Raw genomic sequence first — 19,826 nt, forward strand, 5'->3', positions numbered from 1 at the left:
GCCAAACGATTATGCTCAAAAGTGTCGTTCTCCCAGAACTTGATTGGAGAGGGGCTGGGGGTGAGGTCTGCCTTTGCTTCTGCTGGCCGCGTTTCGCGCTGCCTAATCGCCCGCCTCGGCCTGCGCGTGCTCGTGGTCGCAGCCCGCATGGGCGTGCTCCGCGCGCTCAGCCAGATCCTCGCTCAGCAGCAGATCCATACGCGTCACATTGCGCCGTACCACGCGCTGAAAGCCCCAGATCAGCGCCGCGACCGGCCAGATCTTCACCCCCAACGGCAGCCCGCAGTCGGGGCACGGCATCAGCCCCACGCCCAGCACACCGATCCACGTCATCAGCCGGTGATTGGCTTTCATCCGCCACGAATTCAGCATATCCAGTCTCCCTATACTGCCCTGTCGAGGTGCGCGCGGACCGTTTCTCGGGCAGCCTGCCCAAACAAAATCCGCGCCGGATTAGGTAATTGTGACAATTGTCACAACATACCACGCGCTTCTGAACTACCCGCTGTTCCGGTAACCGCGTATTCTATTGTGTGTGTGACAGCAGCTGGTGTGATTAGTCCCGGCTGGTGTGCCAGCCAGCGGGGCGTGTTTCTCTTCTGCCTCCTTAAACCAACTTATACTTTGTGAAAATACCGCGTCTAGCTGGGGAGTCTGGGCGCGGTATTTGATTCTCGGCACAGCCCCATATCACACTTACCACCTTTTGTGACAGCTTGCTGATATCTTGGTGCACACTGTCACGCTTCAAACAACGCTGGTTGTTGTATCCTAAGAATGTAACGAGCGCACTACTTAAATTTAGCCTTTATAAAAGAATTTACTCCATTTTGCGCAGCGTTGCGCCAATGTTTTCCTCCTTGTGCTTCAGCGCACGACAGTTCCTCGTCGTGCGCTGAAAATTTTAAACACCAGCAGCCGTTTCCAGCCGCGCCAGCGCCCAGATCGCCAGCCGGTCCAGCGCCGCGCCGAATTCCGGCAGGCCGCTGTTGCCCGCCGCCACGCACGCATTGCGCACCAGCCGCTCCCGCTTGATCCGCGCGATGGGCGATCCGGCGAACCGCGCCCGGAAGCCCTCGTCGTCCAGCGCCAGCAGATCCGCCAGCGGCGGCGCGGCGCGATCCGCGTCCACCGGCCAGAATGCCGCCTCCGCGCTCGGCTGCACGAACCGCGTGAACGGGCATACCTGCTGGCACACGTCGCACCCGTAGACCCAGTTGCCCATCAGCGGGCGCAGATCCGGCGGGATGCTGTCTTTCAGCTCGATCGTCAAATAGCTGATGCAGCGCCGCGCATCGAGCACGTACGGTTCCGGCAGCGCCCCGGTCGGGCACGCGGCCAGGCAGCGGCGGCACGTCCCGCACATCGTCTCGCGCCCCGGCGCATCGTAGCGATCGAATTCCAGCGCCGTCACGATCTCGCCCAGGAACATGAACGGCCCGCGTCGGGGATGGATCAGCATCGTATTTTTGCCCACGAAGCCCAGCCCGGCCTGCTGCGCGTGGCTGCGTTCCAGCACCGCCCCCGTATCGACGTACACGCGGCTCTGCGCGTCCCCGCCCGACTGCTCGCGCAGCCATGCCGCCAGCCCTTCCAGGCGCGGCGTGAGGATCGTGTGATAGTCCGCGCCCCATGCGTAATTCGAGATCCGCCCGCGCCGCGGATCGGACAGCACGGCGTCCGGCACGGCGTTCGTGCCGTAATCCACCGCCGCGATCACCAGCGCGCGCACGCCTGGCACGATCACGTTCAGGTCGCGCCGCCGGATCACCCGGTCCTCGCGCGCCATGAACCCCATCGCGCCGTGCATCCCGGCAGCGATCCAGCGTTCGTAGGCCTGCAGCGTGGGGGATGGCGCCGCCGGGATCACGCCCACCTGCGTAAAACCGAGCGCGGCAGCCTGTTGTTGTAAGAGGTCGTAGGAGAATCGCATTGTTTTCGGGTTTTCTTTTACCGACAAACAGGTTATACACATTTACCAGCGGCAGTTCAATACCCGCCGCCGGTCCGGGCGAAGACGCGCCGCCCGGCCACACACCAACGCAGGAGACAAGCCGATGCGACAGGTTGTGATCACCAAAGCGGGATCGCCCGACGTGCTGCGTGTGGTCGATGTTCCCCTCCCCGAGCCTGGCCCCGGCAGCGTGCGCATCAAAACAGAATCGATCGGCGTCAACTTTGCCGATCTCGTCGGGCGGCTGGGCCTCTATCCCGACGCGCCCAAACCGCCCTACGTGCCCGGCTACGAAGTCGCGGGCAGGATCGATGCGGTCGGGAGCGGCGTGGATGCGTCGCGCCTGGGTGAGCCGGTGATCGCGCTCACGCGCTTCAACGGCTACGCCGACGCGGTCTGCGTGCCGGAAGCCCAGGCCATCCCCCGCCCCGCGAAGATGTCCGTCGAGCAGGCGGGCGGCTTCCTGGTCAGCTACCTGACCGCCTACGCGTCGCTGGTCGTCATGGCCGGGATCAAGCCGCACGATCGGGTGCTGATTCACGCGGCGGCGGGCGGCGTGGGGCTGGCCGCCATCGACCTGTGCAAAGTCTACGGCGCGACGATCTACGGCACGGCCTCGCCCGCCAAGCACGACTTTTTACGCGCGCGCGGCGTGCAGTTCCCCATCGATTACCGCAGTAAGGATTTTGAAACCGAGGTCAAACGCCTGACGGACGGGCGCGGCGTGCAGATCGCGCTGGATGCCATCGGCGGCAAGTCGTGGACCAAGAGCTACCGGTCGCTCTCCTCCACCGGACGCCTCGTGATCAACGGCGTCACGTCGCTCACGCCCCGCTCCCGCCGCTCGCCGCGCGCGCTGCTGCGCATGGCCTTCACGACGCCGTGGCTGCGGTTCAACCCGATCGCGCTGGCGAACGATAATAAGGGAGTCGTGGGGGTGAATCTGGGCCGCCTGTGGGACGAAACGGCCATGCTGCGCGAGTGGGTGACGCAGCTTTTCGCGTGGTACGACACGGGCCGCATCGACATTCACATCGACCGGACCTTTCCGCTGGCGGACGCGGCGGCGGCCCACCGCTACCTGCACGAGCGGCGCAACACCGGCAAAGTGGTACTCGTGCCCTAGACTGCGAGCAGCGACGTGACTGCGTCGCGGAACACGTGGATATCGACGGGCTTCTGAAGGAAGAGATCCGCTTCGAGCTGCGAGGCGATTATCTCGCCGTTGGGGTGCGCAGACACGACCAGCACGCGCATGTCCTTGAGCTGCTTCGTGCTGCGAATCCAGCCCAGCACGGCATCGCCGGACGCGAAGGGCATCATCAAGTCGAGGATCACAAGATCCGGTTTCTCTTCGCGCAGGCGGTACAGAGCGTCAAGTCCGTCCGGCGAACCTTGTACCGCATGACCCATTCGCTCTAACACCATGCCCAGCAGATGTTGAAGCTCCAGGTCATCCTCGACAATTAATATACTTGCCATAGAGTAACCGCCATCTTATGTACCCACCGCCCTTTGCTTATTCTATGCACCCCCGTCACACACTGCAAGCAAGTTTTTGTCCATATTTTCCAAATTTTGTACGAATAATGTGCAAATCACTGCAACTTCCATACATCCCGCCGACTGCGTGCTGCGGCCCCGGTCGAGTCCACAAAAAAAGGAGGCGCGTGCGCCTCCTTTTAATTCTGTTTCCCGATCGCTAATTCACGGCCTGGCGTTCTACCCCACGTCTGCCACCAGCGCCTCGAACCGCTTCGCCGCCGGATCGTGCAGGATGGTATACAGCCGCCGCGCCTCGTCGTACCGGTAATGCGCGAGCCGCTCGTCGCCCCGGCGATCCGCGATGTCGCCCAGCACGGCCAGCGCGTCGGCCAGCCCCTTGCGATAGCTCATGCGCCGCGACATCGATTCGGCGGCATCGGCCAGCGCAGCCGCCTCATCGAGCGCCCCGCGCTGCACGTCCAGCGCCGCCAACCGGGCCTGCGCGCGGACCTGCGTTTCCTGGTCGCGGGTCGCCGTGCTCTTGTCGATCGCGCTGCGATACAGCGCGTCGGCCTCGTCCAGCCGCTCCAGCGCGACCATCGTCTCGCCCATGTCCGCCTGGAACAGCGCCAGCCAGCGGTCGTCGCCCAGCGCGGTCGCCGCCGCGATCGCCTGCTGGTGCAGGTTGCGCGCCGTTTCGTAGTCCTTCAGCAAAAAGTACGTGCGGCCCAGGTTATTCGACTGCACCGCGATCATCAGCTTGTCATCGAGCTGGCGGCTGAACTTGAGCGCCGCTTCCAGCTTGCCCAACGCCGCCTGGGGCCGCCCGGTCAGGTTATAGAACCAGCCGAAGTTGCCCAACCGCAGGCTCTCCGCGTGCGGATCGCCCGTGTCGCGCGCGATCTGGATCGATTCCTCGTAAAACGCCTGCGCCGTATCGATGTCGCCCAGGTCGGTGTAAAGCGTCGCTGCGTTGGAAAGCACCAATCCGCGTGTCGGCGGGTGGTTGATCTGGTTCAGCAGCCGCAGCGCCTTTTCGTAATCGTCCAGCGCCGTCTTGAAGTCGCCGTTCGCCTTGCGCATCCGCGCGATGTCGCACAGAAGCTGCGCGCGCTGCGGATAGGCGTCGTCGGGCAGGCGGTCGAGCGCCTGCTGCCAATATTCCAGCGCCTTGCTCAGATCGCCTATGTCGGCGGTCAGGTTGCCCAACAGATGCAACGCTTCCGCCGTGCGCGCCTCGTTTTCGCTGCTGCGCGCCAGATCGAGCGCCTGCCGCGCGGCGTCCAGCGCGGCCTGCGGCTGCCGCGAGCGCAAATACAGGTTGCCCAGCGTCAGCAGGATTTGCAGGTGGCCGTCCGCGTCGCTCAGGGAGCCATTTTTGTAGTACTCCAGGGCCTCGTCCAGCAAACGCTGCGCCCGCGCATATTCGCCCGTGGCATACGCCGCCAGCCCCAGCCGGATCAGCGCCGTCGCCGCCTGCGACGCGTTGCCGCCGCTGCGTGCCTGCGCCAGCGCCCGCGTCGCGTATTCCTCGGCCTGCGCCGTGTTGCCGGTCATCTGGTACGCGAGGCTCAGGTCCAACGCGCTGTTCATGAAGAATTCCTGCGGCTGGTTGCCCTGCCGCAGCGCAAGATTTTCCGCCGCCTGGTAATGCTCCACGGCCTGCGAATAATTGCGGCTCTCCATTTCAAGCTGGGCCAGCATACGCAGCCAGCGCAAAAGCTGTTGTTCTTCACCCGCCCGCTGCGCCAGATAGACCGCCTGCTGAAGCAGCTTGTACCCGCTCGCGCGGTCCCCTGCGACCAGCGTCGCTTCGGCCAGCTTGCCGACCATACGCGCCGCCAGCGCGGGCTGCTGCCCCGCCTGCGTGAGCACAACCGCCTCTTTGAGCAGGTGCTGCGCGTAGCTGGGGTTATCCTGGCTCAGATAGTCGTTCGCCAGATTTTCCAGCATCAGCGCGATCACCTCGCTGTTGCCCGTCTCGCGCGCGGCGTCGAGCGCCTGCTGGTGATACGTCTGCGCGGTGCCCCATTCGCCCTTCTGCGCGTAGAGCGATCCCATGTTGTTCAGGCTGCGCGCCAGCGATCGCGCGTCGTGCAGGTCGTGCGCCAGCGCCAGCGCCTGATCGAAGATCGGGCGCGCCTCGCTGTAATTCTCCTGCGCGACGTAGGTCGCCCCGATGCCGTTCAAGAACCGCTCCTCGTTCACACGGTCCTTCGTCGCCCGCGACAGCGACAGCCCTCGCTGGTACGTCTCCAGCGCGGTGTCGTAATAGTGCTGTTCGAGTGCGGTAGCGGCGGTTTCCAACAGGGCAGCCATCTCCTGCTGGACAGGTGCAGCCGGAGATGGCTGCGTTTCGCCGGTTTTTGGCCCACGTAAGCGGTTCAGGAAGTTCTGCATACCACGTCCTTTACGGATCGACCGGACATTCATTACCGTTTATAGTCGCCAGATCCCCCCGGACTGACTTCGCACAGCGGATCAGCAAACTGATCCTGTGATTGGTGAACCCTCACCCCCGGCCTCTCTCCAATCGGCATGGAGAGGGGAACGGGATTTTGTCGGGGCGGGTTTGTACCCCGCCCTGCGCGTGCCTCATGTTTTTGACGTTGCCCTTGACTGACAACTACTCACTAACGACTACCAACTGCTTTCCCTACACCAACTGCATCATCAGCGGGACCAGCATCTCGCGCGCGCTCATTCCGGCATGGCGGCTCAGCGATCCCGGCGAGGCCTTGGTCGAGACGATCGTGCCCTCGCGCGCGATGAGCGTCACGTCACCCAGGCGCGCCGCCGCCTCAGGATAGCACGGGTCGGGGCCGAACAGCCCCGCGCGGATGGCGTCGCTCGTGTCCAGCGCGACGACGCTGTCCGCGAAATGCTCCCGCACGTAGGCCATCGCCGCGTCGCGCATTCCGTCGCGCAAATACAGGTGCGTCAGGCGGCTGTCACCGCCCAGCCCGCACCGCAGCATATCGAGCAGCACGGGGTGCGCGGTCAGATCGATCACGTTCTTCACTGCCGAATGCCCGTGATCCGCCACCAGCATCATCAGCGTATGCCCGTCCGAGATGCCATCCGCCAGCAGCACGTCGCGCAGATCCGCGAGCTGCCGCCGGATCTCCGTCACCGACTGCTCCGTGACCGTGCCGTACAGGTGCGACGAGCCGTCCACCCCGCTCCAATACACGTTGATGAAGCAGCGCTTGCCGCGCGTCTCGCGCAGCAGGTCGCGCAGCGTCACCCACAGGTCTGTATACCCGTAATGTTTGACCGCGCCCGTGATGCCCCGGTGCATCAGCTTCGACAGCCCGGAGCCGAACAGATCTTTTTGCAGCAGCGCGTAGCTCTCGATGTGCCGCGCGGCCAGTTCTTCGCCCAGCGTGGACACCGGGATAAACGTCGAAAAATCCAGGCCCCACTCTTCGAGCACGTCCGAGCGGTGACGCCCGTTCATCGGTGAGTAATGCAGCATATCCGCCAGCACGCTGAACTCGCGCAGGAACAGCCGCGTCCCGGTCATGCCGTTGCCGATTGGCCCCGATCCGGTCCAGATGCAGGGCAGCGCGGCGGCGGTCGTGCTCGGTGTGATCGAGGTGATCGGCGTCAATGTGCCGTTGCCGGTCAGGTCGGCCACGATCTGCGCCGCTTCGGGATCGGACGCGACGATCTCTTGCAGCAAGCGCCAGCCCATGCCGTCGCTGATGAACAGCACGACACGCTTGGCCTGCCCCCACAAGGGTTCCCACAGGCGGCCATCCAGCGGCGAGCTTCCCAGCCGCGCCGTGGACGGTTTGCCGTCCAGCAGCCGGATGGCAGTATGCGCCAGATTCCGAATCGACAGCCCTTCATAATACGGAAAGACGATCTCGTCTGCCCATGGGGACTCGATAGGCAGCAGGCGGTGGTTCATAATTTGCGTTTCAAACGCAGCGGCCAATGGGTGTTCCAATGAAAAACTCCTCTGGATACGGGCTCCTTGCGGAGAATGGCTGATTATACCGCATCCCGCAAGGGCGCAAGTGAGTGCCCCGTAAGAGGATCGGCTATGCCCGTCCTCATACGCAAAAAGAGCGGGGTATTGTGCCCGCTCTTTCCATAGCGCATCAAATCGGGACCGGCCCTGTCACGCTCCGGCCCCAGCAGTCACCGTTTGCCTGTGCGTTTCGCGCCCGGCCAGCCGCTCATTTCAGCGGCCAATGGCTCCTTACGGATAAATCCCGCGCGTAAAGGTCGCGTCGCCCACCCGCTTGATGGCGGTGATTTGCGCCGCCGTGCGCAGATCGACGTCGAAGCGATCGCGCGTGCGCACCACGTCGTCGTAGGCGCGGATCAGCACGCGGCGAAGCTGCCGGTTGACTTCTTCCACGTCCCAGAAGAACGACTGCAAGCCCTGCACCCACTCGAAGTACGAGACGGTCACGCCACCCGCGTTCGCCAGGATGTCCGGGATCACCTCGACGCCCTTCGCCGCCAGAATATCATCGGCTTCGGGGGTCGTCGGGCCGTTCGCGCCTTCGACGATCAGGAACGCTTTCACGTCCGCCGCGTTTTCGAGCGTGATCTGATTTTCCATCGCGCACGGCATCAGCACGTCGCAGTCCAGCGCCAGCAGTTCCATGTTGCTGATGTGCTCCGCGTGCTCGTATCCGGCAAGCTGGTGGAAGCGGCTGGTGGCGGTGTAGGCCATCAGGTCGTCCACGTCCAGACCGTCGGGGTTATAGTAGCCGCCCGTCACGTCGCTGACCGCGATCACCTGGTAGCCCAGGTCGTGCGCGTGCTTGGCCGCGTACATACCTACGTTGCCGAAGCCCTGAATCGCCACGCGGATTTCCTCCGGGCGGTTGCGCCCGCTGCGCCGCAGCGATTCGTCCATGCAGATCACCACGCCGCGCCCCGTTGCCTCGGTGCGGCCCTGGCTGCCGCCGACGTTCAGCGGCTTACCCGTGACGATCGCCGGAACCGAATACCCTACCGTCATGCTGTAGGTGTCCATGATCCAGGCCATCGTCTGCGAATTGGTTCCCATATCTGGCGCAGGAATGTCGCCGTGAGGGCTGATGAACAGGCTGATTTCGGTCGCGTAGCGGCGGGTCAGGCGTTCCAGCTCCGACTGGCTCATCTCCAGCGGGTTGACGATCACGCCACCCTTCGCCCCGCCGTATGGCAGGTTCACCAGCGCACATTTCCAAGTCATCCACATCGCCAGCGCGCGCACCTCGTCCAGATCGACCTGGGGCGCATAGCGAATGCCGCCTTTCGACGGCCCCAACACCGTGTTATGGTGCACACGGTAGCCTGTGAAGATATTGATATCACCATTGTCCATGCGGACCGGGAAGTTGACCGTCAGTTCGCGTTTGGGGTAGCGCAAAAAATTCTTGATTCCGGCGGGCAAGTCCAAATAGGCAACTGCACGATCATATTGTTGGAGGGCAATCGTGTAGGCGTTGATGTGCTCGGTTGCTTGTGCCTGTACTGCCATAACTTTTAGCGTCTCCTTTTTACCCATCTGACAATGTCTAAAATCAACACGAAAGCAAAAAGTCAATGTTGGTTTAAAAAACCTTTAACTCAATTATACGACGGACTCCATTCGCAGCGATAATGGCCCTTTGCAGCAAACTACATGAATAAATGCACATTGTGAATTAATGCACATTCCCGGTTATCCCTCGCCCAGCGGTTCGCTAACAGGCGGGCGTACGTTGAACTGAACGGTCTGGTCTTCTTTGCCGTCCACGTACACCACGGCGGTCCAGTCACCCGGCGTCCACTGCAACCCGCCGTGCGACTCGAAGTCCAGCCCCAGCACCAACTGCCCCGCCGCTCGCCCGGCCTCGATCGGATCGGTGCTGTAGCTCACCCCGGTCGGATCGATAAACGTGGCGGAGACGGGCGCGGAGCCGCTGTGTGTCTTCATCGTGATCACGAGATTGAGATCGTCGTTAGCCGCGAAAGAGGCGGTTTCCGTCAGGTCGATCGGCCTCACGCCGTCGCCCGAGGCGGGCTGTACGCCCTGCGTGCCGGAGCCGCACGCCGCCAGCAGCAGCCCCACTACCACCGCTAATCCTGCCCACATTCGACGGTCCATTGCGTTTCGCTCCTTCGCGCGCACGGCCCATTTACCCGGCCATGCTGATCGGCCCTGATACCATCAGTACACGCCGATCGACGCGGTTCATCACATACTATTGTCGTGCATATGGAACAGGCGTGCCCAACGCGCAGGCGGCGTCCAACATCCGCGAAGGACAGCATTCGCACAACCACGTAAGTTGTACGCAGCCATCGCCGGTTTTGGTCTCTAGCGGGAACACGAGTTTTCTGCGCACGGGGAAATGCGCGCGCGCTGTCGCGGGGGCGGGATTGTGCGGGCCAGCAAACTCATCCGGTCAGCGCGGGGGGCTGCAAACCTGCCCGCCACGAAAAAAGGGGGTGAGCAAGCTCTACCCCCTGCAGTTACCGGAATAGTCTATTGGGCGTCGGAAGAAACCTATGTTTCGCCTCAGGGCATGACCAGAATCTGCTGGTCGCGCCGCTGCGCCAGGGACTGGTACAACAGGTCATGCTCCGTGATCATGTGATCCACGCTGAAGTGGGCACGCACGTGCTGCTGGCCGCGCTCCGCGAGCCGCTGCCGGAAGGCGCTGTCCTGGATGAGCGTGGTCAGGCTCATCACCAGCGACTGGACGTCTCCCGCCGGGACCAGCAGGCCCGTTTCGCCGTCGGTGATCACTTCCGGCGTGCCCCCGCTGATCGCCGCCACCGACGGTTTGCGCGCGGCCATCGCTTCGAGCAGCGCCAGCGGCAGCCCCTCGATGCCCGACGGCAGCACGAACAGGTCCGAGGCCGCCAGAAGCTGCGGGATGTCGGTCCTGAAGCCGGTAAATACCGTGCGCCCGGCGATGCCCAGGTCCTGCGCCATGCGTTTGAGTTCGGCCTCCAGCGGCCCGTCCCCGGCGATCATCAACCGCACGTGGTGATACTGCGACATCACCTGCTGCGCGGCAGGCAGCAGGGTCCGCAGGCCCTTCCCGCCCACCAGCCGCCCCGTGAACGTCATCACCAGCTCGTCCGGCGCAAAGCCGAGGCTGTCGCGCAGCGGCTTACGTGCGTCGGGCCGGTAAAACCGCTCGATCTCGATCCCGTTGTGGATGGTCGAGACGCGATTGGGATGGATGTGCAGGTGGTTGATCGCCTGCTGGCGGATCAGCTCCGTCACGGTGACGATGTGCGTGGGCAGGTACATCGTGGGCCAATATACGGCATTCCGCAGCAGCCAGTTCGGCTGCTGGCGGGTATAACTGGGATTGTGCTTGGTCGAGATAATGATCGGGCAGTGCGCGAGCCGTGCCGCAATCCCGCCCAGTACGTCGGGGCGCAGCACGTGCGTATGCACGATTTGAATGTGATGGTCATGGATATAGCGTGACAGCGGCTTGACCAGCCCGATACCTAGACGATCGCGCATTCCCAGCCGGACCACGTGCGCGCCTGACTCCTCAAAGGCGCTTTCCAGCGGCCCCCCGGACGCCTTCAGGCCCAACACGTGAAACTCGAAGCGTGTCGAGTCGAGCTTATGAATGAGCGACAGCAGCAGGTTGTTTACCGACGCATCGGCAAACTCGTTTACAAGGTATAGGATTGGTGTCGTGGTCGTCACAGAAGTTATCTCCCCGGCGGCTGCCCCCGGCATGGTGTCCCACCCTCGACGGCAGCAAGATATAGTGCGGACGATAGCGCTGCGGGTTCTAGGTACTGCTCCAATGGACCGGGCGTTTCAATCGGGGGATCGGGGCGGTGTCTACCACACACCAAAACCACCTGAAAGCCCAACGCCACCGGTGAACAGCAAGGCTTGGAAACAGGGCGACGCGATCAGCAATCAGCGCGAGCGATATAGTTTTTAATAGTCGGTCGGAAATATCAGCCGGACGGCTGTAGAAAGGGAAATGCGGTACTACCGCGGCCCGCGCTTGCACGCGCTGCCGCCCGAACTTGCAGGATACTGCCCTGGATCGTGTTAAACTGCCGCACGATGTTTACCTTTTTCATTGTAGTATCAAATTATAATAGATCAACAAAGATTTTGCGTACAATTTTACGACGAAAATAAAAAAAACCTGGATTTACCCAGGGCTGAGGGAAGGCGAACAACAGGTTGTAAGGTGTTGTTACGGATCTGGCAGCGGCTAGATGTTAGGGTAGATGTTGATGCCAACCGCCGTCGCCACCGCGACGATCAGCGGCGCGAGGATCAGCGCGGGCAAAAAGTTGGCGATGCGCGGCTTTTTGATGTCCAGCAGCACCAGCCCCAGCCCGATCAGGATCAGCCCGCCCGTCGCGGTCATCTCGTCGAGCATGGGCGTCGTCATGAACACGCCCGCCACGCTGCCGATCAACGCCAGCCCGCCCTGAATGCCCAGCACCGCCAGCACGCTGAACAGCACGCCGATCCCCAGGCTGGCCGCGAACGCCATCGACGAGAAGCCGTCGAGCACGCTTTTGATCGCCAACTGCTGAAACCCGACATCCAGCCCCATGCCGTCCTGCATCGAGCCGAGGAAGGTCAGCGGGCCGACGCAAAACACGAGGCTCGCCGTCACGAATCCCTGAATGAACCGTGCGCGGCGGTCGCCTGCCGCGTCCGCTTCGCCCCCCTGCGCGCCATTCGATCCGCGCCGGGCGGAAAAACGCGCTTCCAACCAGCCCGCCAGCCGCTCCAACTGCATGTCGAGCCGCAGCAGTTCCCCGATGATCACGCCGATCACGAGGCTCAGCAGTGGGATGATCGCGTTGCCGGTCTTCAGCCCGTTGGAAAAGCCAATGTACAGCGTCATCAGCCCCAGCCCGGTGATCACCGATTCCTGAATGCGTGCCGGTAACCGGTTCCCGATCAGCAGGCCGATCGTGCTGCCGATCAGCACCGTCAGCGCGTTAAGTAGTGTGCCGCCCATCGTGCGTTCCCCTCATTAAACGATGCGAATAAATAAGCAGCCCGGGTGACGCATCCGCCGGATCACTTTTTCCCCTCTCCGATCACCGTCGAGAGGGGCCGGGAATGGAGTTTACCCGCAGCCGGATAACCTCACTTCTCGCGTGAGATTATCCCCATCCGCCGCGCTCGCGCTATTGCAAACATAACAAAAAGGGGCAATCGTGATGGATTGCCCCTGCTGGGTCTACGATGGTTGCGCGGCGTCGTGCCGCGCGGCGGTGTCGCCTACGGCAGATCGATGGGGGTCGGCGTGGGCGGGACCGGAGACGGCGTGATGAACGGCGCCATGTAGGTCGCCGTCGCGCCCGCGGACTGCGTTTGCGCCGCGTAGATGCCCTGCTCGGTCGCCTGCGCGTTGACCGGCTCCGCCGCAATCTCGACGCCGTACATCACCGGGCGCACGACCTCGAACCACGTCTGGCCGGGCTTCAGGTACATCGGCGTCTGCCCGTCGGGCATCGTCAGCCACAATCCCAGCTTGCCCTGGGTGTGATACCACGCGCCCTTGTACCACAGCCCATCGCGGAACAGCCACGCCGTGCCGCTGCCCCACAGATCCGTCTCGATCACGACGCCGCTGATCTCGCTGTCGAGGATGTCGGGCCGGTCGATGTGCACCGCTTCGAGGATCACCACGTTGTCGGTCGAAAGCTGTTCGCCGGTCGCGGCGTCCAGGTGCGGCAGGCCGCTGTTCCAGCGGTAATAACGCCCATCCGCCGGGTTATACTGCCAGCGCGTGTCCTGGCGCTCGTTCCAGTAGTCGATGTAAATATCCTTCGCGGCCTCGCCACCCTCGACGGGCAGCAATGAGAACGCCAGACCGCGCATCTTCTGCCCGTCGTTGACCTGCCGCTCCTCCGCCACGTCCCACAGCTTGAACGTATCGCAGAACATGGTGTGCTCGTAGGCCAACCCTTCGCGCGGGAAGCGCTCGCACGGGTCGTTGACGCCGTGCTGCGGCGACAGCGCGCGCCAGTGCCAATCGGCGTTGAGGATGTACTCGTCGATCCAGTGATTCGCGCCGCTGTAGGCCAGCAGCGCCCCGAACATCGGGACCAGTTCCAGGTCGAGCAGGCGCGCGCTGCGCACACTGCCCACGTGATCGGATCCCTGGCTGCGGAAGATCGCCGCGAAGCGCGTCACCGCGCCCTCGACCTCGTATTCGAACACGATGTCGGCCTTGCTCAGACCGCTCTGGGGCCGCACCACTTCGGGGAAGTTGGACACCTTAATGATCAGGGTGCGGCGGTGCTGCGCTTCCGCGCTCGGATACGGCAGGCCGGTCAGGGGATTGATCTCGTCCGGGAAGTCTTCCGGACCGATTACGTACGGTGTCGCCTCCACGGTCGGCATCGCCACGGTCGGACGCGGTGTGTTCGTCGGGGGAGCGGTCGGGCGGGCGGTGTTCGTGGGCGGTACGGTGGCCTGCAAATCGGCCCCGGCCTCGGTCAGCGGCAGCGCGACCACGCTGCTGGCCGCGATCACGAAGATCACCACCACAATGAGAGATAGGAGCGCCAAACGTCGCATACCAATACCTCGAAATCGTCTAGGAAAAAGCGTCGTTGGAAACAGGTGTTGGGCGGAACGGTCGCTCAGTATAACGCCGTGATGGGGTCCTGACTAGCCAGCGCTTTCCCTACGCGTCCCTCGCGCGCGGCTCCCGCCCCGACCATTCGCAGGGCTGTAGGGGCATACTGCGATACGTTCCACACCCGTAAACTTGCGGGGATTGTGTGCAGGATCGGACCTGCGCGCCTCCGTAGGGGCGATGCAAGCATCACCCGGCTCTTGATTTGTTTCCCGTCCCTCTGCTTGCGTGAAGGTGGGGAGACAAAAAAAGGGCGGATTTGGAAACCCGCCCCTACAGATCGTGTGGTATTCGCCTTGACTTACAGCTTTTGGCTAACCGCCAATCGCTCTCCGCTCTCCGCCGCTCTACTGCGCCAGCGACACGTCGATGCCGCCCGCCAGGATGCGCTCGCCCATTTGCAGTTCCAGCACGGCCACGCCGTTGAACATGCGCTCGCGCACGATCATGTCGCGCCGGAGATACAGCCAGTCTCCGGTAGGAGCCAGCCCCTGCTGCAGCGGATCGAAGTCCGGCATGGCGCCCTGCTCGTGAATGTCCTCGTTCGGGTTGCGGTAGATCACCCACACGCGGCGGCCCGTCGTCTCGTACGGCGTCGTATCCGGCGTATCAGACAGCAGCACCAGCTCCGGGCTTTCTTTCGTGCCCGGCTCGAAGTAGCGCATGAACACTTCTTCGACGTTCGAGCGGTCGATGATCACTGCGTCACCGGGCTTGTACTCGCGCGCGACGAACTCCGCCGCGCCGCGATAGTCCGCGCGCTGGAACGTCCCGGTATGGAACGCCATGACGATATTGCCCAACGCCGTCACCGCGACCACCGCCAGCGCCGCGTTCGCCACCGGGCGAGGCGCGCGCCGGATGCCGTACACGGTCAGGAACAGCACGCCCGGCAGGAACATCATGAAGTAACGGTCCACGTAGAACGACACGATGAACGCCGAAATGCCGAATGCCACGGCCAGCGTCGCCGTGATCAGCCAGAACCACAGCAGGTTGGCCGGATTCTGCCGCATTTCCTCGAACGCCGCGTAGATGCCGAAGCACAGCCCCAGCGAGATGATCAGCACAGCGGGCAGCGTATACAGCTCGCGGATGCCGTCATAGCCGATCGTCATGCTCCACAGCGTCAGCGGGATGTCGTGCAGGCCGGGCGTGGGGACCCAGGCCGGGCCGACGGTCACCGGGTGGTTGATCAGCACGACCACCCACGCGAGGACCGGGATGCACGCGATCGCCTGCGCGACGACCCAGCGCTTGAAAAACGCGAGGTCACGCCGCCACAGCACCACGAACACCAACAGTTCGGCGGCAGGCAGCGCCAGCAGCGTATAGTGAGTCAGGTAGGCCACGGCGCTGGTCGCGGTCAGCACGACCCACAGCATACGCGAGCGAGACCCGCGCAGCAGCGCCAGATAAACTGTGGCGATGATCAGCGCCAGCGAGAAGATGAACGCGTAGGGCCGTGCCGTGCGCGACAGCAGAATGTGATAGGGATTCACCGCCAGCAGCGCCCCGGCCCACAGCGCGAGATTGTAATTGTGGTACAGCCGCAGCCCCACCGCCATCAGCAGCGCCACGCCCAGCATCCCGAACAGCACCGACGGCAGGCGCAGCAGCACCTCGCTGGTGTTCGGCATCAGGCGCAGCAGCATGAAGTAGAATGGCGTCTGGTTGCCCGACGATAAGATCGAGTCGAACGACTCCGACAGGCTCGACTGCGCGCGCAGCGCGCTGAGGCCCTCGTCGGTCCACAGGCTCGCCCCGCCCAGATTCCACATGCGCAAGACAAACGCGACCAGCAGGATCGCCAGTGCCGTGCTCAGGAAGTACCACGGGCGCACGCGCGCGGCCCCGCTCGACTGTGCCCGGCTGGTCCACTGCCCTGCCGTCACCCGGCGGCCCACCGCCGCCTGGCTCATTTCTACCGCGTATGCCTGGTCCATAGCGTCCTCAACTCTCTACCGGTACTCCCGAGTAGATGGCTCGTGCAGCCCTGCACGGCGCGTTTTCCGGTGACTCTTCACCGCTATCTTTGTGTACGTATTAGCCTGTCTATGGGTTGCGCGCCGGTGCTCAGGCAGACGCAAGCCTAACATAAGTTTCACCCCACGTTAAGTGTTGATGTGCTGAATAGACGAAAGGTATAACTCCAGCCCGTGGTACGGTGCAGGTGGGCCGGACGGTCGGTTACGCCGTCCGATGAGGCAGCCGTATGTCCTGCGGTGGTATGGCTCCGGCGGCACTCATATGTGGTTGTATGTGCATGAATTATAGCAGCATTTATCCCCTCGTAAACACTTCAAAATTGGGGGGAGCTACCGGAAAGGAAGTGCCGCCGGGGTCAGACGAGGGTCTATTCCCTGTTACCTCCGGCATAGGGGGGCATGGTATAATCGAGCCGTTCGTGCCACAAGCACAAGGAGACTACCGGGCCGCACACCCGGCAGAACAAGCTCACCATGATTGACCGGCTACGACAACAACTCCGGCTCACAGCGGCAGCGGGCGTCGTGATGGCTGCGGCGGCGTGCAGCGTCGTCGATCCGTCGCGCCTTGATCGCTTCCCAGGCCAGCGCCCGGTGGCGACTGCCACCGTGACGCCGGGGCCATGCGCCTGGCAGTGGGCCACGCAGGCTCTGCCCGATGTCGCCGCGCAGCTTGACGCGGCGCTGATTGCCGCCGGGCTGGATGGCATCGCCGTCACTGCGACCGCCTTTGGCGAAAACTGCGTGGACATGCAGAGCACCGCCGTCCGGTTTGCTGCAATGGAAACCGACTTCGATCTCTCGCTACCGGATGTCGATCCGGCGGATCGAGAGGCCGCGGGCGATCGGGTGGCCGCCGTGCTGGACGTGATCGTGACGCAGTTCCCGCCCGACACGACCCCCGGCCCCATGCCTGGAAGACTCATGCTGGTGCTGGGTGCGGACGAGGACGCGCTGCGCATCACGGTGGCGCAAAATGACGCCAGCGCCGCGCTCGACCGGGGCTTGCGCGGAGCCGCCCTGCTCGACGCGCTGGAATCACCCTGACGAACGGTCACAAACAACCCGAGAAGAGGCCAAAACGTTTATAATCATTAAGGTCTCGCGGCCACTGAAGGCCCTTGCGACGTGCCGGACATTCCCGGCCTATCTGTCCAATCAGGATCGCTGTCTAACTGAAATGGATCGATGATGAAATCCACAACACACTCACACACTCCCCTGCGCATGCTGCTCGTATTCGCCCACCCCGACGATGAATCGTTTGGCATGGGCGGAACCATCGCGCGCTACGCCAATCAGGGCGTCGAGATCAGTCTGGTATGCTCGACCAACGGCGACGTAGGCACGGTGTCTCCCGAACGCCTCAACGGCTACGAGTCCATTGCGGATCTGCGGCTGGCGGAGCTGCACTGCGCCGCGAATACGCTCGGCATGAAAGAAGTCATCACCTACGGCTACTGCGACAGCGGCATGATGGGGTCGCCGGAAAACAAAAACCCCGACTGTCTGTGGCAGGCCGATCCCGCAGTGGTCGAAGGGCGGCTGGTCGCGGATATTCGCCGCATCCGGCCCCACGTCATCGTGACTTTCGATCCCTACGGCGGCTACGGCCATCCCGATCACATCTTTATGCACCGCGCCACGACCAGCGCCTTTCACAAGGCGGGCGATCCGTCCTGCTACCCGGAGCAGATCGCGGGCGGGCTGGAACCCTACCAGCCGAAGAAGCTCTATTACACCATCTTCCCGCGCAACCAACTGCGCATGATGGTGCTGATGACCCGTCTGCGCGGGCGGGACCCGCGTCACCTGGGCGTGAACCGCGACCTCGACCTGCAAGCGGCGCTCGATAACAGCCTGCCGTCCAACACGCGCATCAACATCAGCGGCTACCTGGAACAGTGGGACGCCGCGTCGAGCTGCCACGCGAGCCAAGCCAATCCCCGCCAGCAGCGCGGCCCGCTGGCGCTGCTGCGCCGCCTCATTTCCCGCACGCAGGAGTTCGCGCGGGTCTGGCCGGAACCCCGGCCCGGCGATCCGGTCGAGCGCGATCTCTTCGCGGGAGTGGCATAATCGGGCGGACACGGGGTAGGATTACGGTATCGAATCATGCACTGACGAGAGCAGGTTCCCGGCATGACCCAGGCGCTCAGTTCCGAGCAAGTCACGCAGGTTGTCGAAAACACGGTTTATGTGCTGCTCGGGCGGCCCGATCTGCTCGTCGAGTGGCATACCAACCTCGTCGATCTGCTCAAGCAAACCCAGACGATGGGGATGGAAGATGAAGAACTGTTCCTCGGGGCGGTTCTGACCCTGCTCCATTCGCCCGCCGACCGCCTGCCGACCGGCACGCGCTACGACCGGGCGTGGGACGCGATCATGGTCGGCCTGCAAACCGGGGTCGCCGGGCAGAGCACCAGCGAGGGCATCACGCTCGACCAGCTCCTGCACTCGGTGATCGAGGCCGTCACGGCGATCCTCACCCGCGCGCCGGATCAGCGCGACGAGATCGAGGCCGAGCTGGCCGAGATCCAGGCCGCCGCCATGGAGGCCAACATCCCCGAGCTGGTGAGCTGGCTGGACGACGTGCGCTCGCTGATGAGCGGCACGCCCATTCACGAGCTGGGCCACCAGCACGAGGGCGACTATGCTGCCTTTTGGCAGCAGTTGGTGCAGAGCATGGAAAGCCAGTACTGAGCGTGCTGCGCGCGGTTTCCCCACCGGTTCCGGCATCCGCAGGGGGCGGAGCACACTCCGCCCCGTTTTGGCTCTTGCCCATCACCCATCGCTGACGGCGCTTTCTGCCCGGCACTTACCCAGACCACATATCCACTCACGACTGCTTTTCGGAGGCTCCCATGCGTAAGTTTCTCTCCGTGCTCGTCGGACTCCCGCTGCTGGCGGGGGCGGTTGCGCTGCTGTGGCTCGCGCTCGGCCCCACCCCGGCCCGCTCCGTCACGACCGGCGGCGTGCTGACCACGCAGCAGGAGATCGCCGCGCAGAACCTTCCGTCCGACGCCAGCATCGCCCCGGACCTGGGCGTCATCACCGACGAGGGCCAGTCCAGCACCAACGCGATCGGCGCGGCCCCACAGATCGAAGCCGCCGCCGTGGCCGACGCCTCCAACCTGGACGAGCGCGAGCAGGCCGCTGCGCCCGAAATCAGCGTCTCCGGCAGCGTGACGACCGACGTCCTGCTGGACGACACGGCGGAAGTCGAGGTTGCGCCGCTCAACATCACCACGGCCCAGGGAGCCGCCACAACGGACGGTCAGGGTGGCGCGGGCGCGACGGCGCTGAGCTACGAGCAGCGCGTCGTGGAACTCGAATGGCCCGCCAGCCTGCCCGTGGGCAAGTCGGGATCGGTGCGCGTCACGCTGAAGACGCTCGAAGACGGATCGCTCCAGCCCATTGCGGAAATCGCAGATAACGACGTACTCGCCACGCCGATCCTGATCGCGGACCGCTACGACACCCACAACGCGGTCGTCACGGCCTCGCTCTCCGCGCCCGACTTCGACGTGGAGGCGCTCAGCAGCGCGGATCAGGCGCTCTCGCGCGGCGGGGAAGTCGCGTGGCGCTGGACCGTCGAGGCGAGCGAGACGGGCAGTTCCGTGATCGTGATCAACCTCACGCTGACCTGGACGCCCATCCAGCCCGGCGGCAGCACGATCAGCACGACGATCTGGGGCCAGGCGTTAAAAATTGAGTCGGACTATGTGCTCGGCCTGCTGACGATCAAACAGGCGAGTTACGCGGGCACGGCGCTGGCGGTGCTCGGCATACTGGCCGAGATCCCCC

The 19,826-nt window shown here is 63.7% G+C and carries 16 protein-coding genes; 5 read left to right on the top strand and 11 right to left on the bottom strand.

Annotated elements, in window-relative coordinates:
• Nucleotides 1-102: 102 nt before the first annotated feature.
• Both V7116_RS16205 and queG read right to left on the bottom strand, forming a co-directional pair.
• Complete coding sequence (locus tag V7116_RS16205; protein WP_324392994.1) at nt 103-372, bottom strand: hypothetical protein; 270 nt, start codon at nt 370-372, stop codon at nt 103-105.
• A 532-nt stretch (nt 373-904) separates the two neighbouring features.
• Complete coding sequence (gene queG, locus V7116_RS16210) at nt 905-1,933, bottom strand: tRNA epoxyqueuosine(34) reductase QueG (RefSeq protein WP_324392995.1); 1,029 nt, start codon at nt 1,931-1,933, stop codon at nt 905-907.
• Nucleotides 1,934-2,057: 124 nt separating this feature from the next.
• Between queG and V7116_RS16215 the strand changes: the two genes are divergently transcribed.
• Nucleotides 2,058-3,080 carry a synaptic vesicle VAT-1 family membrane protein gene (locus V7116_RS16215; RefSeq protein ID WP_324392996.1) on the top strand — a complete coding sequence of 341 codons (1,023 nt, stop codon included), beginning with the start codon at nt 2,058-2,060 and terminating at the stop codon, nt 3,078-3,080.
• On the opposite strand, the gene V7116_RS16220 is transcribed toward V7116_RS16215, so the two are convergent.
• The 9 genes from V7116_RS16220 to V7116_RS16260 form a co-directional block, all read right to left on the bottom strand.
• Nucleotides 3,077-3,436, bottom strand: coding sequence for a response regulator transcription factor (locus V7116_RS16220; RefSeq protein ID WP_324392997.1), 360 nt, complete (start codon nt 3,434-3,436; stop codon nt 3,077-3,079). The two genes, V7116_RS16215 and V7116_RS16220, sit on opposite strands and share 4 nt — an antisense overlap.
• A 240-nt stretch (nt 3,437-3,676) precedes the next feature.
• A complete protein-coding gene (locus V7116_RS16225) occupies nt 3,677-5,839 on the bottom strand; it encodes a tetratricopeptide repeat protein (protein WP_324392998.1) in 2,163 nt (720 codons plus the stop codon).
• 256 nt (nt 5,840-6,095) lie between these two features.
• The gene (locus V7116_RS16230; protein WP_324392999.1) at nt 6,096-7,394 is read right to left on the bottom strand and encodes an alkaline phosphatase family protein; all 1,299 of its coding nucleotides are present in this window, start codon (nt 7,392-7,394) and stop codon (nt 6,096-6,098) included.
• A 255-nt stretch (nt 7,395-7,649) separates the two neighbouring features.
• A complete protein-coding gene (locus V7116_RS16235; RefSeq protein WP_324393000.1) occupies nt 7,650-8,927 on the bottom strand; it encodes a Glu/Leu/Phe/Val family dehydrogenase in 1,278 nt (425 codons plus the stop codon).
• Between the two features lie 183 nt (nt 8,928-9,110).
• A complete protein-coding gene (locus V7116_RS16240; RefSeq protein WP_324393001.1) occupies nt 9,111-9,536 on the bottom strand; it encodes a hypothetical protein in 426 nt (141 codons plus the stop codon).
• Nucleotides 9,537-9,950: 414 nt separating this feature from the next.
• Nucleotides 9,951-11,108, bottom strand: coding sequence for a glycosyltransferase (locus tag V7116_RS16245; protein ID WP_324393002.1), 1,158 nt, complete (start codon nt 11,106-11,108; stop codon nt 9,951-9,953).
• Between the two features lie 529 nt (nt 11,109-11,637).
• The gene (locus V7116_RS16250) at nt 11,638-12,402 is read right to left on the bottom strand and encodes a DUF554 domain-containing protein (RefSeq protein ID WP_324393003.1); all 765 of its coding nucleotides are present in this window, start codon (nt 12,400-12,402) and stop codon (nt 11,638-11,640) included.
• A gap of 266 nt (nt 12,403-12,668) precedes the next feature.
• A complete protein-coding gene (locus V7116_RS16255; protein WP_324393004.1) occupies nt 12,669-13,973 on the bottom strand; it encodes a DUF3048 domain-containing protein in 1,305 nt (434 codons plus the stop codon).
• A 408-nt stretch (nt 13,974-14,381) separates the two neighbouring features.
• Nucleotides 14,382-15,980: a glycosyltransferase family 39 protein gene (locus V7116_RS16260; protein ID WP_324393005.1), complete on the bottom strand. Its 1,599-nt coding sequence runs from the start codon at nt 15,978-15,980 to the stop codon at nt 14,382-14,384.
• 516 nt (nt 15,981-16,496) lie between these two features.
• Between V7116_RS16260 and V7116_RS16265 the strand changes: the two genes are divergently transcribed.
• From V7116_RS16265 to V7116_RS16280, 4 genes are all read left to right on the top strand, one after another.
• Nucleotides 16,497-17,069 carry a hypothetical protein gene (locus V7116_RS16265; protein WP_324393006.1) on the top strand — a complete coding sequence of 191 codons (573 nt, stop codon included), beginning with the start codon at nt 16,497-16,499 and terminating at the stop codon, nt 17,067-17,069.
• A gap of 144 nt (nt 17,070-17,213) precedes the next feature.
• Entirely contained in the window at nt 17,214-18,098 is an 885-nt protein-coding gene (locus V7116_RS16270; RefSeq protein WP_324393007.1) for a PIG-L family deacetylase, read from the top strand.
• A gap of 63 nt (nt 18,099-18,161) precedes the next feature.
• Nucleotides 18,162-18,722 (top strand): hypothetical protein, encoded by a 561-nt coding sequence (locus V7116_RS16275; RefSeq protein WP_324393008.1) that lies wholly within the window; start codon nt 18,162-18,164, stop codon nt 18,720-18,722.
• 161 nt (nt 18,723-18,883) lie between these two features.
• A partial coding sequence (locus V7116_RS16280; RefSeq protein ID WP_324393009.1) for a hypothetical protein occupies nt 18,884-19,826 on the top strand: 943 nt, incomplete at its 3' end.

Origin of the sequence: Aggregatilinea sp., from assembly GCF_036822615.1 — a bacterium.
Classification (GTDB): Bacteria; Chloroflexota; Anaerolineae; order Aggregatilineales; family Aggregatilineaceae; genus Aggregatilinea.

Coding starts and splice junctions, on each gene's coding strand:
- V7116_RS16270 (WP_324393007.1), top strand. CDS start 17,214: ATGAAATCCACAACACACTCACACACTCCCCTGCGCATGCTGCTCGTA.
- V7116_RS16205 (WP_324392994.1), bottom strand. CDS start 372: ATGCTGAATTCGTGGCGGATGAAAGCCAATCACCGGCTGATGACGTGG.
- V7116_RS16260 (WP_324393005.1), bottom strand. CDS start 15,980: ATGGACCAGGCATACGCGGTAGAAATGAGCCAGGCGGCGGTGGGCCGC.
- V7116_RS16255 (WP_324393004.1), bottom strand. CDS start 13,973: ATGCGACGTTTGGCGCTCCTATCTCTCATTGTGGTGGTGATCTTCGTG.
- queG (WP_324392995.1), bottom strand. CDS start 1,933: ATGCGATTCTCCTACGACCTCTTACAACAACAGGCTGCCGCGCTCGGT.
- V7116_RS16235 (WP_324393000.1), bottom strand. CDS start 8,927: ATGGCAGTACAGGCACAAGCAACCGAGCACATCAACGCCTACACGATT.
- V7116_RS16240 (WP_324393001.1), bottom strand. CDS start 9,536: ATGGACCGTCGAATGTGGGCAGGATTAGCGGTGGTAGTGGGGCTGCTG.
- V7116_RS16250 (WP_324393003.1), bottom strand. CDS start 12,402: ATGGGCGGCACACTACTTAACGCGCTGACGGTGCTGATCGGCAGCACG.
- V7116_RS16265 (WP_324393006.1), top strand. CDS start 16,497: ATGATTGACCGGCTACGACAACAACTCCGGCTCACAGCGGCAGCGGGC.
- V7116_RS16220 (WP_324392997.1), bottom strand. CDS start 3,436: ATGGCAAGTATATTAATTGTCGAGGATGACCTGGAGCTTCAACATCTG.
- V7116_RS16275 (WP_324393008.1), top strand. CDS start 18,162: ATGACCCAGGCGCTCAGTTCCGAGCAAGTCACGCAGGTTGTCGAAAAC.
- V7116_RS16225 (WP_324392998.1), bottom strand. CDS start 5,839: ATGCAGAACTTCCTGAACCGCTTACGTGGGCCAAAAACCGGCGAAACG.
- V7116_RS16215 (WP_324392996.1), top strand. CDS start 2,058: ATGCGACAGGTTGTGATCACCAAAGCGGGATCGCCCGACGTGCTGCGT.